Source organism: Streptomyces cyaneofuscatus (assembly GCF_033109485.1).
GTDB classification, from domain to species: domain Bacteria; phylum Actinomycetota; class Actinomycetes; order Streptomycetales; family Streptomycetaceae; genus Streptomyces; species Streptomyces cyaneofuscatus.
This window is the reverse complement of the sequence record NZ_CP137002.1, coordinates 5,014,797-5,030,891: the sequence shown is the minus strand read 5'-3', so window position 1 is coordinate 5,030,891 and position 16,095 is coordinate 5,014,797. Positions and strand designations below refer to the sequence as shown.

Here is a 16,095-nt window from a genome sequence, read left to right as displayed (position 1 = left end):
CACAGCTCGATCAGCTCGGCTACGCGGCGCTCCAGGCGATGCCGTCCAGGATGTCGTGCTCGCTGACGACGACCTCGTGCGCGCCCGTCCGCTCCATCACGGCGAGCAGGACGAGGGCGCCCGCCGCGATCACGTCGACCCGGCCCGGGTGCATCACGGGGATCGCGGCGCGCTCCTCGTGGGTCGTCTGGAGGAGGTGCTCGGTGATCGCGCGGACCTGGCCTCGGGAGACGCGGGAGTGGTGGATGGCCTCGGAGTCGTACTCCGCCAGCTCCAGCGCGATGCCCGCGATCGTGGTAACCGTGCCCGCCAGGCCGACCAGCGTGGCCGCCTCGGTCAGCGCGACGGTCCCGGCGGCCACATCCAGGGCGGCGTCGATGTCCGCGCGGATCGCGGCGACCCGCTCATGGGTGGGCGGGTCCATCACGGTGCCGTCCACGGTCAGGTGACGTTCGGTCATGCGGACGCAGCCGATGTCCACGGAGCGGGCCGCCTCGACCTCGTCCGAGCCGAGCACGAACTCGGTGGAGCCGCCGCCGATGTCGACGACCAGATACGGCTTCTCCAGGTGGTCGCCGCCGGTCAGCTCCTTGGTGGCGCCGTCGAAGGAGAGCTGCGCCTCCTGGTCGCCGGTGATCACCTCGGGCTCGACGCCCAGGATGGACCGGACGCCGGAGACGAACTCCTCGCTGTTCTCGGCGTCGCGGGAGGCGGAGGTGGCCACGAAGCGGACCCGTTCGGCGCCGAGCTCCTCGATCACCGCGGCATACTCGCGGCAGGCCGCGAAGGTGCGCTCCAGCGCCTCGGGGGCCAGCCGGCCGGTCTTGTCGACGCCCTGGCCGAGGCGGACGATCGTCATCCGGCGGTCCAGCTGGGTGAAGGAGCCGGTGGCGGGGTCCGCGTCGGCGACGAGGAGCCGGATGGAGTTCGTACCGCAGTCGACGGCGGCGACCCTGGTCATGCGCCCTGCCCTTCGGAGGGACCGTCGACGGGACGGAAGGCGAAGTGACCCCCGTCGCTCTCATCCACCGTCCAGCCGTCCTCGTCCTTCGGCACGCACGGCGTGACGCACGCGCCCTTGGCCCACCACTCCGGCAGCATCGCGATGGCCTCGTCGCCCAGCGGGTTCACCCCCGGGCCGGCGGCCAGCGAGTGGCCGACCAGGACGTGCAGGCACTTCACCCGGTCCGGCATGCCGCCGGCGCTGGGGAAGCCCTCCAGGACCTCGATGGCGTCGCGGCGGGTGATGTAGTCCTCGTGCGCGGCCCGGTAGGCGGCGGCCAGCTCCGGGTCGGTCTCCAGACGGGCCGTCATCTCCTTCATGACCCCGTTCGCCTCCAGCGTGCCGATCGCCGAGGCCGCCCGGGGGCAGGTCAGGTAGTACGTCGTCGGGAACGGCGTGCCGTCCTCCAGACGGGGCTGGGTCTCCACCACGTCCGGGTTGCCGCACGGGCAGCGGTGCGCGATGGCGCGCAGGCCGCGCGGCGGGCGGCCGAGCTGCTGCTCGAACGCGGCGATGTCCGCGTCGGTGGGCTTGGTGGACTCGGTCTGCGGAGGGGGCGTTTCCATGCCTGCCTTGGTTCTGCTCGGAAGCTCGTCGAAAGCTCGTCGGAGGGAAGGGTCGTGTCGGAGGAGGGGCGCGTCAGTCGCGGTCGGCGCTGTCCACGCCGTCCCAGACGTTCGAGTGCCAGGGGCGGTGGTTCTCGCCGGGCTCTCCGCGGCGGTCCTCCACCGCGTCGGGGTCGGCCACGATGTAGCCGGTCTCGCCGGGGAGGACGTAATGGAGGTGCTGGCGGGCCAGCCGCATGATGTACGCGTCGTCCTGGAGCCGCGCCTTCTCGTCCCGCAGCTCCTCGGTGCGCGCCTTCGCCTCCTGCGAGAGCCGCTCCTGCTCGGCGATCTCGTCGCGCTGGGAGACGTACTGACGCATCGGGTAGGCGAGCGCGACCACCAGGGAGCAGACCACCAGCGCCAGGAACGCGGCCCGGCCGGTGAGCCGGGAGCGGCGGGCCTGGCGGCGGTTCTGGGAGCGGTACACGCGGGCCGCGGTCTGCTCGCCGAGCAGTCGCAGCCTGGTCGCGGTGGAGAACCGGTCGCGGTCCTTCCCGGCCATGTTCTCTCGCCTCCCCGTCATACACGTCCGTCCCCGCACACGGTACGGGACCGGGTGCGGGGACGGGCGGAGGCTACCGTCCCAGGGCCGCGGGTCAGCCCTGGGAAGGGGGTCAGCCCTTGAAGCGCGGGAAGGCGGAGCGGCCCGCGTACACCGCGGCGTCGTCGAGGATCTCCTCGATGCGCAGCAGCTGGTTGTACTTGGCGACGCGATCCGAGCGGGCCGGGGCGCCGGTCTTGATCTGGCCGCAGTTCACGGCGACGGCGAGGTCGGCGATGGTGACGTCCTCGGTCTCACCGGAGCGGTGCGACATCATGCACTTGAAGCCGTTGCGCTGGGCCAGCTCGACGGCGTCCAGGGTCTCGGTCAGCGAACCGATCTGGTTGACCTTCACGAGCAGGGCGTTGGCGGAGCCCTCCTCGATGCCGCGGGCCAGGCGCTCGGGGTTGGTGACGAAGAGGTCGTCGCCGACGATCTGCACCTTGGAGCCGATGCGGTCGGTGATGACCTTCCAGCCGGCCCAGTCGTCCTCGTACAGCGGGTCCTCGATGGAGACCAGCGGGTACGCGGAGACGAGCTCCTCGTAGTACTCGGTCATCTCGGCGGCCGAGCGGGACTTGCCCTCGAACTCGTAGACGCCGTCCTTGTAGAACTCGGACGCGGCGACGTCGAGCGCGAGTGCGACATCGCGGCCCGGGACGTAACCGGCCTCCGTGATGGCCTCGACGATGAGGTCCAGGGCGGCGCGGTTGGACTCCAGGTTCGGGGCGAAGCCGCCCTCGTCGCCGAGTCCGGTGGACAGGCCCTTGGTCTTGAGGACCTTCTTCAGCGTGTGGTAGATCTCCGCGCCCCAGCGCAGGGCCTCGGAGAAGGACTCCGCGCCGATCGGGGCGATCATGAACTCCTGGATGTCCACGTTGGAGTCGGCGTGCGAGCCGCCGTTCAGGATGTTCATCATCGGAACGGGCAGCAGGTGCGCGTTCGGGCCGCCGAGGTAGCGGAAGAGCGGCAGGTCGGACGCCTCGGAGGCGGCGTGCGCGACGGCGAGCGAGACACCGAGGATGGCGTTCGCGCCGAGCGAGGCCTTGTTCTCGGTGGCGTCCAGGTCGAACATCGCCTGGTCGATGAGGCGCTGCTCGGTGGCGTCGTACCCGACGAGCTCCGGGCCGATCTGCTCGATGACGGCGAGGACGGCCTTCTCGACGCCCTTGCCCTGGTAGCGGTTGGGGTCACCGTCGCGAAGCTCAACAGCCTCGAACGCACCGGTGGAGGCGCCGGACGGAACGGCAGCACGGCCCGTGCTGCCGTCGTCGAGGCCAACCTCGACCTCGACCGTGGGGTTGCCCCGGGAGTCGAGGATTTCCCTGGCTACGACGACGTCGATGGACGGCACGAGGCATCTCCTTCTGGGATATGACGCTGGTTGTGCAGGGTCACTGTGGCCTTGCGACACGAGCCTAACCGGCCCGGCCGCGTCAGTCGGCCGACCGCCCGTCTCCTGGGACGAAAAAGGACCCAAGGGCCAGCATCACGGGACAAATCTCTAGAAATCTACTGGGCGGTAACAAGCGGCGGGGGTGCGATGCCGACAAGAAGTGAACGGATCGCCCACCATTCCCATCCCCATCACCCGTCATCGCCCCTACCCCCATCCCCGCCGGCGTCCTTCACACGGCGGGAGCGGCGCCCTTCCCACGGAAAGACCCCGGCCCGGCGCGCACGGGGGGAGTAGCGCGCCGGGCCGGGGAGCCGTGCGAGGGAGGGTGCCGCCGGACCCCCTCCCTCCGGGGAGGAGAGCCGGCTGTTACTTCAGGTGGAGCTGCTGACCCGGGAAGATCAGGTTCGCGTCCTTGACGATGTCGTCGTTGAGCTTGAAGAGCTTGCTCCAGCCGCCCTTGACGCCTTCCTTGTCGGCGATCTTGCTCAGGGTGTCGCCGGTCTTGACCTTGTACTCGCCGTCGCCCTTCTGGACCTTCTCACCGGTCGGGGTGGTGACGGTCTTCTTGGAGCTCTCGGCCTTGGGGGCGGCCGGGGCGGTGCGCTGCTCGCTGCGCGTGGTGGGCTGCTCGGCCTTGCGCTCGGGCTGGGCCTGCTCGGGCTTGCTCGCGGACTGGCCGGAGCCGGTGTTCACGCCCGGGTCCACACCGTCGTTGGTGAGGCCGCCGGCGCCGGCGCAGGCCCAGGCGCCCGGGCCCTGCATGTCGAGGAGCTTCTCGGCGGTGGCGATCTGCTGGTCCTTGGAGGCCAGGTCGGCGCGCGAGGCGTACTGCGTACCGCCGGCGGCGGCCCAGCTCGACTGCGAGAACTGGAGCCCGCCGTAGTAGCCGTTGCCGGTGTTGATGGACCAGTTGCCGCCGGACTCGCACTGGGCGACGGCGTCCCAGGTCTCGACGGAGGCGGCGGAAGCGTTGGTCGCACCCATCAGCGGGACGGCCACGGCGGCACCGGTGATGCCCGCGAGGGTGGCGAAACGGACGGTCTTCGAGGGGCGGCGGTGCTTGCCCTTGCTGTTCAGCAGCATGGAACGGATCTCCTCACCGACGCCTACGAGGTGAGCTGTCGGGTTCGGGCTGATGAGTTGCCCGGTCGCGCGACCTTGCGCGCGACTTCACCCCAAGCCGTTCCCGTACGTCCCCGGCCTCGAAGGAGCTGTCCTTCGAAGGGGTTGTACGGACCCGGCGGCCTACCTGGGTCCCCCGCTCCTGCCTACGGCGCTTACGCGTCTGTTCCCTTCGACCGACGGCAGGATTCGGCGTGACGGTCGACGGGGCCCGCGGTGCGAGCGGTTCCGACCGTAAACACAGGCAACCCCGACATTCAAAGATGGACATACTGGCCCAATCGGCGCTTACTTGCTCACCCTGACGGACCGTTTCCGCAGGTCGGAGGGGATCTGCGCCGAGCGGGCGGACGCGACGCGCCAGTTGCAGCAAAGAGACCCATGTCTCACTTACGCATAAGTGGACATAGGCCTCTGAACTACCCGCGATTTTGGGGCGTTTTCCCGGATTCGATCAGTTGGCGGCGGGCGCCTCCGCGCCCGTTCCGGCGCCCGCATCGGCACCCGCCCCGGCACCGGTCTCGGCACCTTCCGCGGCGCTCTGACCCAGCCCCAGATCCAGGCTCTGGCCGGGCAGGATCAGGTCCGGGTCGGAGCCAAGGAGGTCCTTGTTGGCCTCGTACAGGCCGGTCCAGCCCTGGGGGAGTTCCTGGGCGTCCGCGATGGCCCAGAGGTTGTCCCCGGGCTGCACGGTGTAGCCGCCGCCGGTGACCGCGCCGCCGTCCCGCGCGTCACTCTCGCCCCGCGAGGCGTGCCGGCCGGACTCGCGAGGGCCGTCCTCCTGCCCCACCGCACCGGCCTCCTCGGGGGCCGGTGCGCCGCGGTGCTTGCCGCCGGTGCGGTCGGTGCCCTGCGAGGCGTCGGGGGCGGAGGTGGAGGGCTGCGAGGCGTCAGGAGAGCCGGGGGTGCCGGTCTTTCCGGTGGCGGGGGGCGTAGTGGAAGGCTTCGCCGAGGGGTCGAGCGTGTCAGCTCCGCCCTTCTTCTCCCCCTTGCCGGTTCCGTCCGTCTTGTCGGTGGAGTCCGTGGTGCCGGTCTTGTCCGTGGCGCCGGTCGAGTCCGTGTTGCCGGAACCTCCCGCTTCACCCTTTTCGTCCGCTCCATCCGCTTCGTCCGCCGGAGCGGTCGTCGGGTCCTGGGTGGGGTCGGTGGAGGGCGCGGTACCGGGGTCGACACCGGGCAGGCTGCCGTCCACCGCGAGGCCGGAGATCACCGCGCAGCTCGGCCACGCCTGCGGGCCCTTGTCGTCCAGGACCTTCTCGGCGACGGAGATCTGCTGCGAGCGGCTGGCCAGGTCGGCCCGCTCCGCGAAGGCGTCGCCGCCGTACGCCGACCAGGTCTCCTGCGAGAACTGAAGCCCGCCGTAGTAGCCGTTGCCGAGGTCGGCACTCCACATGCCGCCGCTCTCGCACTCCGCGACCCGGTCCCAGGTGGTGGCGTCGGCTGCGTGTGCGCCCGCCGCGCCGAGGAGCGGAATGGCGATGGCCGATCCGGTCACGCCTGCGGCGACGACGATGGCGGGTGCCTGACGAGGGCGGCGGTGTCTGCCGTTCGCGGAGCCCATGGGATATGCCTTCCGTGCGACTGACAAGCAAGAACTGAGGAGCAAGAAGCTGTTGAACAAGTGACGCGTGGGCAACCGGTGAACAGCGGCCGACGCGTCGAACCGTGAACCTAGCGGGACTCGAACGCATGTCACAAGTCGATGCAGCGCAGATCACGTGAAAGTCACAGAGGTGACAGCGTGTCACTTTGTTCGAGGCGGCGACCGGGCTCGAACTGCACCGGCAGGGTGCGCAGTCCGCGCATGATGAGCCCGCCGCGCCAGCGCAAATCGCCAGGTTCTGCGGCAAGTCGCAGGTCAGGAAGGCGTCTCAGCAGGGTCGCCACCGCGGCCTGGCCCTCCAGCCGGGCCAGCGGTGCCCCCAGGCAGTAGTGGATTCCGTGACCGTAGCCGAGATGCTGATTGTCACTCCGTGACAGATCGAGCGCGTCCGGATTCGCGAACCGTTCCGGGTCCCGGTCCGCCGCCGCCAGCACCACCAGCACCGGGTCCCCCGCCGCGATCTCCTGCCCGCCGAGCGTCAGCGCCTCGGTGGCGTACCGCCAGGTCGCGAGCTCGACCGGGCCGTCGAACCGGAGCAACTCCTCGATCCCGGTGGCCAGCAGCGCGCTCTCCCCCGCCGCCAGCGACTCTTCGAGGCGGGCGCGCTGTTCGGGGTGGCGGAGGAGGGCGTACGTACCGTTCCCGATCAGGTTCACCGTCGTCTCGAACCCGGCGAACAGCAGGATGAACGCCATCGCAGCGGCCTCGTTCTCGGTGAGGTGCTCGCCGTGGTCGCTGGCCCGGATCAGCCCGGAGATCAGGTCGTCACCGGGGTTCTCCCTCTTCCGGTGGATGAGTTCGGCGAGATAGCCGCGCATCTTCTTCACCGACCGGGCCACCCCGCCGCGCGGCCCGCCGCCGTGGCGGATCATCATGCCAGCCCAGTCCCGGAAGTCGTCCTGGTCCTCGCGCGGGACGCCGAGCAGGTCGCAGATGGCGTAGATGGGGAGCGGGAAGGCGAAGTCGTGGATGAGGTCCGCCTCCCCGTCCTCGATGAACCGGTCGATGAGCCGGTCCGTCAGCTCCTGCACGCGGGGCGCGAACTCCGCGACCCGGCGCGGGGTGAACGCCTTGGAGACGAGCCGGCGCAGCCGGGTGTGGTCCGGCGGGTCGATGTTGAGCAGATGCGTCATCAGCTCCGCCTTGCGCTCCCCCGGGATCCCCGTCTTCCCCTTGGCCGCCGCGGACCCGGCGTGGTTCGCCGGGTTCTTGGAGAGCCGCGCGTCGGCGAGCGCCTGCTTGGCGTCCCCGTACCGCGTCACGAGCCACGCCTCGACCCCGCTGGGCAGCGCGGTCCGGTGCACGGGGCTGTGCTCGCGGAGCCAGGCGTAGGCGGGGTAGGGGTCGGTGGCGAACTCCCAGGTGAAGAGTTCGGGACCATCAGGCGTGTAGGGGCAGGCGGGGGTGTCGGTCACTCCTTGACGGTATCGGGCCGGGTGTCGGTGACTTTACGGAGTGAGGGGAGGGCGCGAGCGGCGAGGGGGTGGCCGGCTTCTGCTGCTCTGGAGAGCCACGTGTGTGCACGCTCGGCGAGCAGGACGCCGAGGTAGTACTGCGCACGTACGACGCCGGCTTCGGCAGCCTGCTCCAGGTACGGAATCGCTCTCGTCACTGTGCCGAGCGAAGCCAGCAGTTCTCCTACAGTCGCCGCGGCTTCGGTATGGCCCGCGTCCGCCGCTTTGCGATACCAGTACGTAGCGGTTTCCAGATCGCCGAACGTGGCGTTGATGGCTCCGAGCACAGCGGCGGCCTCCGGGTCCCTCTTGGCCGCGGGCACCAGCGACCTGTGGGCGTTCCACCGCACCGATCGGAGCGCCCCCTTGTCTGTGGCTGCGGACAGCACGAGCGTCCACACGCCCAGCGGGACGGGTGAGCTGTCCACCCGGTCGTTCGCATCGGCGATGAGCGACCCGAACACAGCCCAGGCGTCCGGCCCCTCTCCAGGAACCAGGAGCCCCGTCACTCCGTGGCGAATTTGGGCGGCCCATGCGAGCCCGTCCTCGAAGGACTCGGAATGCGCCGTGACGAGCTCCTGCGGATAGAACATCTGCGCATGGCGGAGCAGATCTTGGGAGAAGCCCGCACTCCGCAGCCCACACCTGCCGAGGTCGATCGCCGCTCGCACCAGCAGATGGCCACGCGGATGAGCGTTCGGACGCCGCGCCCGTCTCCACTCCTCCACGAGTTCGGGACCGACGGCGGTACTCAGATACAGAGTGATCCCCCCGCCAGAGCACGGCGTCAAGCAGACGGCGATCTTCGACGGTCACCTCAGCCGGGACTGCTTCGCTCTCGCTCCACACCCGCGGCAGCTCAACCGGTTCGGCCGCGCTCAGCACCCCCGCCCGCCCCGACGCCCCGAAGCGTCGGGCGTCGTACACCTCGTCCTCCATCGTGGCGAGCACCGGCATACGCAGCCGTACAAGCTCCGCGAGAAGCGCCGGGGTCAGCCCATGCTCGCCCAAGTGGCCCTCCAGGCCGTCGAGCCACAGGACACACCCCGCCCCGCCCGGCCCGCGTAACAGCCCCGGGAGCCCCCGCAGATCGGTGCCGGGCGAGGGAGCGAACACCCGTGTCCTACCGGGCAGGTTGGTGAACAGCGCGGCCCACGCCGTCCGGGTCTTGCCCGAGAGCGGCGCCCCCGTCACCACGACCAGGCCGCCTTCCCGGGCAGCCTTGAGGACGCGTCCGCCCAACTCGCCATCGCAATCCCGCTCCACGTACGGCGGCAGTGGTGACTCGCCGGGCAGCCGCCGGGTACGGCGTACGCCCAGGGCGATGGGGTCGGCAGTGTCCAGCTGCGGCCACTCGGAGACGGGTGGTAGGACGGTGTGCGACGGCGACACGTAGTAGCTGTGTACGCCGCCGGAGAAGGTCCTGGCCTGGACGACCGGGGCGTGGAAGGCCCCACCGGAGACGGAGTTGTCGGTCTCCGCGTGGTTCAGTGCTTCCCGTTCGGCGTCCATGCCCGTCCCCCGCCCTCGTACGACCTCTCAGGTCACCGTACTAACCCGCCCCGCCCTCCGCCGCCACGATCGCGTCCCGGTACGCCCGGGCCGCCGCGCGCAGGGCGGCTTCCGGGTCGGTGCCGTTCGCCTCGGCCTGCACGGCCAGCGCGAGGAGCTCGTAGCCGATGGTGTCGCCCGTGGGGAGGGGGACGTCGAGGCCGGCCGTGCGGGCGCGGCTGCCGAGCTTGGCCGCGAGGGCCAGGCCGGGCTGGCCGAGGGGGACGCCCTCCGTGACCGACGTGCGCTGCTTCTCGATCGCCTTCGTGCGGAGCCAGTGCGCGTGCACGTCCTCCGGGGTCTCGGCGGTCTCGTCGCCGAAGACGTGCGGGTGGCGGTGGATCAGCTTCTCGACCAGGCCGCCCGCCACGTCGTCCACGTCGAAGGGCTCTTCGGGGTCATCCTCCGCGATGCGGGCGTGGAAGACGACCTGGAGCAGGACGTCGCCGAGCTCCTCGCGCAGCTCGGTCCGGTCGCCGTCCTCGATCGCCTCGACCAGTTCGTACGCCTCCTCGATGGCGTACTTCGCGAGGCCCTTGTGCGTACGTTGCGAGGTCCAGGGGCACTCGCGGCGGATCCGGTCCATCACCTGGACCAGGTCCAGGAGGCGGGCGCCGGGCAGGTCGTACGAGCCGGGGAGCAGCTCCAGGTCCGGCATGGCCACCCGGCCCGAGCCGCCGAGCCGGGCCAGGCCGTCGGTCAGGCGGCTGTCGCCCTCGCCGCCCACCAGGACCACGACCGTGCGGCCGCCCGAGCAGGCGGCGACCAGCTCGTCGGCGGAGGGCTCCGCGTGCTCGACGCGGACGCCCGCCTCGCGGAGGTAGGGCAGTTGCGGGTGGTCCGGGTCGGCGGTGAGGACCTGGTCGGCCGCGTGCAGCGTCTGCCAGGCCGGCCAGGACAGCAGGCCGGGCGCGACCCGGTGGCTGGCGGTGAGCAGGACGATACGGCCGGGGGCGGCAGGGGTGGCAGGGGGCGTGCCGGGGGCTTCAGCGTTCACCCGGCGAACCTACCCGCCGTGTCCCGAGGTCAGGCGCCCGGCGGGTGCCCGGACGGCGACCGGCTCAAGCGACCGACCCAAGCACCCTGCTCAAGCGACCGGCTCAGGCGCCCTGCTCAAGCGCCCGGCTCAGGCGCCCGCCTCCGGCTCCTGCGGGGCGAACTCGGTGACCTGGGTGATCCACGGCGCCTTGTAGTTACCGAGCTGCATCTTCTGGTCGTCCCAGGCGCCGAAGCGCGGGTTGACGTCGATCTTCAGCTGCTTCGACGCCTTGGTCAGCGCCTCGCCGACGACCTGCTGGCCGGCGGGGGTGCCGAGGTCCGCGCCGAGCGCCTTGGCGAGCTTCGGGAGCAGCACCTCCTGCCGCATGTCGCCGTCGATCTGGTCCGGGGCGACCCAGCGCTGCTGGAGCATCATCGCCCGCAGCTGCTCCTCGCCGCCGTACTGCGCGCGGCCGGCGGTCCGGGCCTCCTGGATCTCCTTGCGGGTGACGGTGACCCCGGCGTCCTCGGCGGCCTTGTCCAGGATCCGGCCGAAGATCAGCCCGTGCAGCTTGGCGCGGTTGAGCTGGCCCGACTTGTTGACCAGCTGGGCGGCCTCGGGCGAGCTCTCCTGGGCGGCGCGGACGTCGGCCGCCTGGGCCTGGACCGCCGAGACCTCGATCCGCTCGCCGCCCACGACGGCCGCGGCACCGGGGTGGGCCTCGTTGCCGCAGGCGGCCAGGAGTGGGGCCGCCAGCAGGGTTGCGGCGGAGACGGCGAGCGCGGTGCGACGACGGCGGTGCAAAGGAGCCTCCCGTGGAGAGTTTGTGCATCGGTGCACAAGCCTTGCGGTGATCGATGGTAGGCAGTGGATGTGATCGGTGCCACTGATTCGACCAACGATTCGGGAGGAGTTGGGGATGTGGGGCGGCGCCAGGGCTGGCTCAGCCGCCCCGGACGTCCCTTTGGTGGCTGAGGCGGCGGCGCAGGTCCACGGGGAGCGGGTGGTGCGGGCCGTACGTGCGCTCCGCGTCGTACAGCAGGGCCTGGAGCTGGGCGCGGCCCGCCGTGTGGTCCCCGACCGCGAGCAGCAGCTGCCCGATGCGGTGCCGGATCTCGAGTGCCCGGCCGGGGTCGGTGGTGACCGGCCCGTAGGCGTTCTCGTAGTACGGGAGGACCGCGCGGTACTCGCCGAGCGCGGCCGTGGCCTCGCCGAGCTGCTCCAGGCACTGGGCGGCGTCGTAACGGAACTGGAGGACCTGGAGGTCGGCCGGCCCGGTCTCGGCGGTGCGGTCCTCCGCGAGGCGCCGCAGCTCCGGGAGGGCGCGGCGGTACTGCCCGTCGTCCATCAGCGTCGCCGCGTACTGCTTGCGCAGGATGCGGACGACCGGGGAGTGCTCGCCGTGCTCGGCGGCGGCCGCCGGGAGGATCGCGCCGAGGATGTCCACGGCCTGGGTGATCCGGCCCTCGCCGAGCAGCTTCTTGACCTCGTCCACGGCCTGGGCGACATCCGGCCGGGCGGGCGGCGGGGTGAAGTTGGTCGGCGCCGTGAGCGGCGGGGGCGGGGAGAGGAGGGAGGCGACGGCCGGCCAGGGGGTGGTGTTGGCCTGGGCCTGCGACGGTACGGAGACGGCTGCGGGTACGGGCGCGGAGGCCGGGGTCGTGGCCCGGTCCGGCCAGGGGGCGTGCGGGCGCAGGAAGGGGCGGGTCGGGTCGAGGGGCTTGGTGGGCGTCCCCTGCTGGGGCAGCAGCGGGGCCAGCTCCTCGTACACCTCCTGCGCGGAGGCGGGCCGGTCCTGCGGGTCCTTGGCGAGCAGCCGCAGGACCAGTGCTTCCAGGGCGGCGGGGACCTCGGGGCGGGCCTGGCGGACCGGGACCGGCGGCTCGTAGAGGTGACGGTGCAGCACGCCGAGCGCGGTGGACCCGGCGAACGGCACGTCCCCGCTGAGCAGTTCGTGCAGGACGACCCCGAGGGCGTACAGATCGGTGTACGGGCCGACCGCACCGCCCATCGCCTGCTCGGGGGCCATGTAGGCCGGGGAGCCGATCGGTGAACCGGTGTGGGTGAGGCGGGTGGTGTCCGTGTCGAGGACGGAGGCGACGCCCAGGTCGAGCACGGTGACGGTGCCGTCGGGCCGGACCATCACGTTCCGGGGCTTCAGGTCGCGGTGCACGATCGGCACCGCGTGCACCGCGCTCAGGACGGCGCAGAGCTGGGCGGCGACCGCGACGGCCCAGGGCCAGGGGTACGGGGTCCGCTCGGCGAGGTGGTCGGCGAGGTCGGCGCCCTCCACGTGCTGCATGACGAGGTAGAGGTCTTCGCCGTCGCTGCCCGCGTCGTGGACGGTGACCAGGCCGGGGTGGTCGACCTGCGCGGTGACCCGGCACTCGCGGACGAACCGGCGGCGCAGCTCGTCGGCGGCGTCGCTGCCGGTGGGCCCGGCGACCCGGTCCGGGCGCAGCAGCTTCACGGCGACGCGGCGGTCCAGGCGCTGGTCGTACGCCGTCCAGACCTGGCCCATGCCGCCCTGGCCGAGGATGGAAGCCAGCTCGTACCGCCCGGCGATGACCCGGTTGCTCACCGGCCTTCGCCCTCCTTGCTCTCCTTGGTCTCCTTGCGGAGGTAGTCGCTGAGCTCGTCCAGCTCGGCCCGGACCTGGTCGAGCCGCTGGGGCGCGGGCCTGGGGGTCGGGGTGTCGACGGCGTACGGGTTCGGGGTGGCGGGCGGCGTCGGGTGCTGGGGCTGGGGCTGGGGGTGGGCCTGAGGCTGGGGCTGGGGATGGACGGGAGGCTGGTTGCGGACCTGGGCGGGCGGCCCGTACGGAACGGTGGTGGTCGTGGGGCCGGCCGACGGCCGCTGTGGGTCGTACGGTCCGGGCGCCGCGAAGTGCCGCGTCTCCATGATCAGGTAGTACGTGATGACGCCGACGAGGAGCGCTATGAGCCAGCCGACCCCGACCAGCGCCTGGGCGTCCGTCATCTGGTCCTCCTCGGGCAGGGCCGCGAAGAACGCGAACAGGCCGACGGTGAGGACCAGCGTGACGGTCAGCAGCCACCAGTCACACGCTTTACGGGTGACGACCGCGAGCCTCAGCATCGCCACCCACCCGAGGAACCCGCAGCTCAGCACGGTCAGCACAACAAAGATCGCGCGCAGCGTGGTGAGCGTCCCCGGGGACGGCCGGGACGTCGGCGGCTGCTGCGGCGGATAGCCGTAGCCGTGCATGTGCTGCTCCTGGGAGGCGTACGTGAGTCGGGCGTATGAGCTGAGCGTATACACCGCCGCCGACAGACCGTCCCCGGTTGTGCCCAACCGTTGCCCAGTAGGTCACCGGGGCGTGACCGTACGGCACCGTACGGCACCGCACGGCCCGTCAGGCTGCCGTGGACCCCGTGGGACGGCCGGTCGCCGCGCCCGCCGTGAAGTCCACCTCGGCGGTGCGCAGTACGCGGATGCGGCGGCCGGGGAAGCGCAGGTTCCGGTAGATCTCGTTGTGGTGGGCGATCGACGCCTCCGGAGCGGCGTACGGGCCGGAACCGGGGTCGGAGTCGGAGTCGGAGTCGGGGCCGGGCCGGAGTGACGTGGTGTGGGCGTCGGCGACGAGCACCACGTCGTAGCGGAGGCTCAGCGCCCGCCGGGCCGTGGACTCCACACAGATCTCGGTGGCGAACCCGGTGACGACGACCTCGGTGACCCCCATGTCCCGCAGGGTGGCGTCGAGTCCGGTGTCCAGGAAGCTGTCGGGGCTCGACTTGGGGACGACCGGCTCGCCCGGCGCGGGCGCGAGTGCGGGGGCGATGCGCCACCCCTCGGTGCCCGGCTCCAGCTCGTCGTCCTGGTGCTGGACCGTCACCACCGGTACGCCGGCCGCCCGGGCCCGCTCCTGGAGTGCGGCGATCCTCGCGACGGTCCCGGCGCCCTCGTGGGCGATGGCCACCAGGGCGTTCTGCATGTCGATGACGAGGAGGGCGGGGATGTGCGGCACGGGGCACACGCTAACGCCGACCGAGCGGTGGCGCACCGGAGTTGTCCTCCGGGGCGCTCGGCGAGCGTGGTGACGCGCAGCTCCAGGCGGCTGCCCCTGGACCCGCCTCACCGCCTGTGATCAGGGATTTTCCTGTACGGGCATCGGCGGGGGCGCGCCTCGGCCGGCTGTCCGCCGAGCCCTCCGCTCCGGGAACCGTGAGGTGTCCATGCCGCGTCCCCACCCGTGACTTCGTACGCATGGCCTCGTACGCATGGCTTCGCACGCCGTGACGTCGTACCCGTGCACCACACACCATGAGGAGCAGCACCATGAGCCAGCCAGGCAGCACCCCGTCCCGCCCCCGGAGAGGAGCCGGGTGTCTGCAGAGCCTGTTGGTGCTCGCGGTGATTCTCGGTCTGGGCTACGGCGCGTCCAAGGTCTTCGGTGACAAGGACTCCTCCTCGTCGTCCTCCGCGTCGTCGTCCCCCTCCTCCGCCTCGGACGGCAAGGGCGGTTCGTGGGAGGTCGGCGACTGCGGAGGGCCGGATCCGGAGAACAAGCCGGACGGCTACCGGGCCTACGACTGCGACGAGTCGGGCGCGACCTTCAAGGCGCTGGAGATCAAGAGCGCCAGCATCATGCCCAACGCGATCCAGTGCCCGGCCGGGACGGACCTGATCATCCAGGTCTCACGGGTCTTCGGCTCCGGCGACAACAAGAAGAGCAGCGGCATCCCCACCAACACCGTCTGCGGCCGGAACCTCACCGGTGACCACCCCGGGGACGCGGGCGCCGGCGGCGGGCAGCTGGTGAAGGGCGACTGCATCACGTCGACCGCCAAGGAGATCGCCTGCGCGTCGGCCGGGTCGGACGCCTTCAAGGTGCTGGCCCTGGTCGAGGACAAGAAGGAGTGCCCGGCGGCGACCACGGAGCCGATGCAGCTGATGATGGCGATGGGTCGGCCGTACAACGTGATCTGCGGCGGCAAGGTCTAGGCGTGCGTCATCCTGCGGGACCACGGACCGCGGTCCCGCAGGACGGCCGGTTCATCCCCCGCACTGGGCGAGCATGGCCTGCTTGTCCGGGGCGGTGACCGGGAGGTCGTACTTCAGCGAGACCTGGGCGAACCGCACCGCGTACGAGCAGCGGACCGGCTTGTACGGCGGCAGCCAGGCGGCCGGGCCGGAGTCGCGCTTGGCGCTGTTGGCCGGGCCGTCGACCGGCAGGAGGTTGAGCGGGTCGTTGGCGATCTGCTGCCGCTTGGTCTCGTTCCAGCGGGCGGCGCCCATCTGCCAGTTGTAGGAGAGCGGCATCACATGGTCGATCTGCACCTTGGTCGCCTGCTGCTTGCGCCAGTCGATGGACTTGCCGGTGTAGGGGTCCTTGAGCTTCAGCGAAACGACGACGCAGTTGGAGCCCGAGCGGTGCTCGATGTCCTTGCCGTCGCGGGCGAGAAGGTCGTTGCGGGTGTCGCAGCCGTTCCGGGCGAGCGGGATGCCGTCGATCCCGTCCTTCCACGCGGACCCGAACTTGCTCCGCTCATAGCCGGTCTTGGGGCCGCGCCCCTTGGTGGCGACCTTCTCGATGATCTTGCGGGCGGCGGCCCGGTCGGCGTCGCCGGTGAGGGGGGCCAGGCCCGGCTTCGTACCGTCGGGGTTGTCCAGCGGGCTGACGCCGAACCCCTCGGCGGACTGCGCCCCGCCACCGTTCGCACCACCACTCGCACTGCCGCTCGTGGTGCCGCCGCTCTCCGCCGCGAGGTCGTCGGGGTCGCAGCCGGCCAGGGCGAGCACGACGAGGGCGCTGAGGGCGGGGAGGGCCGCGGCTCGGTACGTACGGGGAGATATCACGTGAAGCCATCCTGACGG

At 71.4% G+C, this 16,095-nt stretch carries 15 protein-coding genes and 1 riboswitch; of the genes, 1 reads left to right on the top strand and 14 read right to left on the bottom strand.

Features of this window, described 5'->3' with window-relative positions:
• Window positions 1-19 precede the first annotated feature (19 nt).
• The 13 genes from R2B67_RS22215 to R2B67_RS22155 form a co-directional block, all read right to left on the bottom strand.
• On the bottom strand, window positions 20-961 hold the full coding sequence (locus tag R2B67_RS22215; RefSeq protein WP_317820504.1) for a Ppx/GppA phosphatase family protein: 942 nt from the start codon (window positions 959-961) through the stop codon (window positions 20-22).
• On the bottom strand, window positions 958-1,569 hold the full coding sequence (locus R2B67_RS22210) for a DUF501 domain-containing protein (RefSeq protein ID WP_317820503.1): 612 nt from the start codon (window positions 1,567-1,569) through the stop codon (window positions 958-960). Before R2B67_RS22210 ends, R2B67_RS22215 begins: the two co-directional genes overlap by 4 nt.
• A gap of 73 nt (window positions 1,570-1,642) precedes the next feature.
• Window positions 1,643-2,113, bottom strand: coding sequence for an FtsB family cell division protein (locus tag R2B67_RS22205; RefSeq protein ID WP_018515626.1), 471 nt, complete (start codon window positions 2,111-2,113; stop codon window positions 1,643-1,645).
• Between the two features lie 112 nt (window positions 2,114-2,225).
• Window positions 2,226-3,506 carry a phosphopyruvate hydratase gene (gene eno / locus R2B67_RS22200; protein WP_018515627.1) on the bottom strand — a complete coding sequence of 427 codons (1,281 nt, stop codon included), beginning with the start codon at window positions 3,504-3,506 and terminating at the stop codon, window positions 2,226-2,228.
• A 411-nt stretch (window positions 3,507-3,917) separates the two neighbouring features.
• Window positions 3,918-4,634 (bottom strand): transglycosylase family protein, encoded by a 717-nt coding sequence (locus R2B67_RS22195; protein WP_317820502.1) that lies wholly within the window; start codon window positions 4,632-4,634, stop codon window positions 3,918-3,920.
• A gap of 5 nt (window positions 4,635-4,639) precedes the next feature.
• A riboswitch (cyclic di-AMP (ydaO/yuaA leader) is annotated at window positions 4,640-4,837 on the bottom strand.
• Window positions 4,838-5,127: 290 nt separating this feature from the next.
• Complete coding sequence (locus R2B67_RS22190) at window positions 5,128-6,234, bottom strand: transglycosylase family protein (RefSeq protein WP_317820500.1); 1,107 nt, start codon at window positions 6,232-6,234, stop codon at window positions 5,128-5,130.
• A 164-nt stretch (window positions 6,235-6,398) separates the two neighbouring features.
• Window positions 6,399-7,691: a cytochrome P450 family protein gene (locus tag R2B67_RS22185; RefSeq protein WP_317820499.1), complete on the bottom strand. Its 1,293-nt coding sequence runs from the start codon at window positions 7,689-7,691 to the stop codon at window positions 6,399-6,401.
• Window positions 7,688-8,401, bottom strand: a complete 714-nt coding sequence (locus tag R2B67_RS22180; RefSeq protein ID WP_317820497.1) for a tetratricopeptide repeat protein — start codon at window positions 8,399-8,401, stop codon at window positions 7,688-7,690. The genes R2B67_RS22185 and R2B67_RS22180 overlap by 4 nt, the downstream gene beginning before the upstream one ends.
• Window positions 8,402-9,282: 881 nt before the next feature.
• Entirely contained in the window at window positions 9,283-10,278 is a 996-nt protein-coding gene (locus R2B67_RS22175; RefSeq protein WP_317820496.1) for a nucleoside triphosphate pyrophosphohydrolase, read from the bottom strand.
• 129 nt (window positions 10,279-10,407) lie between these two features.
• Complete coding sequence (locus R2B67_RS22170) at window positions 10,408-11,064, bottom strand: SurA N-terminal domain-containing protein (protein ID WP_018515632.1); 657 nt, start codon at window positions 11,062-11,064, stop codon at window positions 10,408-10,410.
• A 139-nt stretch (window positions 11,065-11,203) separates the two neighbouring features.
• A complete protein-coding gene (locus R2B67_RS22165; RefSeq protein WP_317820495.1) occupies window positions 11,204-12,841 on the bottom strand; it encodes a serine/threonine-protein kinase in 1,638 nt (545 codons plus the stop codon).
• Window positions 12,838-13,485 carry a hypothetical protein gene (locus R2B67_RS22160; protein ID WP_317820494.1) on the bottom strand — a complete coding sequence of 216 codons (648 nt, stop codon included), beginning with the start codon at window positions 13,483-13,485 and terminating at the stop codon, window positions 12,838-12,840. The genes R2B67_RS22165 and R2B67_RS22160 overlap by 4 nt, the downstream gene beginning before the upstream one ends.
• Window positions 13,486-13,633: 148 nt before the next feature.
• Window positions 13,634-14,245: a cysteine hydrolase family protein gene (locus R2B67_RS22155; protein WP_317820493.1), complete on the bottom strand. Its 612-nt coding sequence runs from the start codon at window positions 14,243-14,245 to the stop codon at window positions 13,634-13,636.
• A gap of 311 nt (window positions 14,246-14,556) precedes the next feature.
• Here R2B67_RS22155 and R2B67_RS22150 point away from each other — a divergent pair, with 311 nt between their 5' ends.
• The gene (locus tag R2B67_RS22150) at window positions 14,557-15,222 is read left to right on the top strand and encodes a hypothetical protein (protein WP_026242136.1); all 666 of its coding nucleotides are present in this window, start codon (window positions 14,557-14,559) and stop codon (window positions 15,220-15,222) included.
• A gap of 51 nt (window positions 15,223-15,273) precedes the next feature.
• On the opposite strand, the gene R2B67_RS22145 is transcribed toward R2B67_RS22150, so the two are convergent.
• Entirely contained in the window at window positions 15,274-16,077 is an 804-nt protein-coding gene (locus R2B67_RS22145) for an HNH endonuclease family protein (protein ID WP_317820492.1), read from the bottom strand.
• Between the last annotated feature and the right edge of the window lie 18 nt (window positions 16,078-16,095).

Coding starts and splice junctions, on each gene's coding strand:
- R2B67_RS22215 (WP_317820504.1), bottom strand. CDS start 961: ATGACCAGGGTCGCCGCCGTCGACTGCGGTACGAACTCCATCCGGCTC.
- R2B67_RS22210 (WP_317820503.1), bottom strand. CDS start 1,569: ATGGAAACGCCCCCTCCGCAGACCGAGTCCACCAAGCCCACCGACGCG.
- R2B67_RS22205 (WP_018515626.1), bottom strand. CDS start 2,113: ATGGCCGGGAAGGACCGCGACCGGTTCTCCACCGCGACCAGGCTGCGA.
- R2B67_RS22195 (WP_317820502.1), bottom strand. CDS start 4,634: ATGCTGCTGAACAGCAAGGGCAAGCACCGCCGCCCCTCGAAGACCGTC.
- R2B67_RS22190 (WP_317820500.1), bottom strand. CDS start 6,234: ATGGGCTCCGCGAACGGCAGACACCGCCGCCCTCGTCAGGCACCCGCC.
- R2B67_RS22160 (WP_317820494.1), bottom strand. CDS start 13,485: ATGCACGGCTACGGCTATCCGCCGCAGCAGCCGCCGACGTCCCGGCCG.
- R2B67_RS22150 (WP_026242136.1), top strand. CDS start 14,557: ATGAGCCAGCCAGGCAGCACCCCGTCCCGCCCCCGGAGAGGAGCCGGG.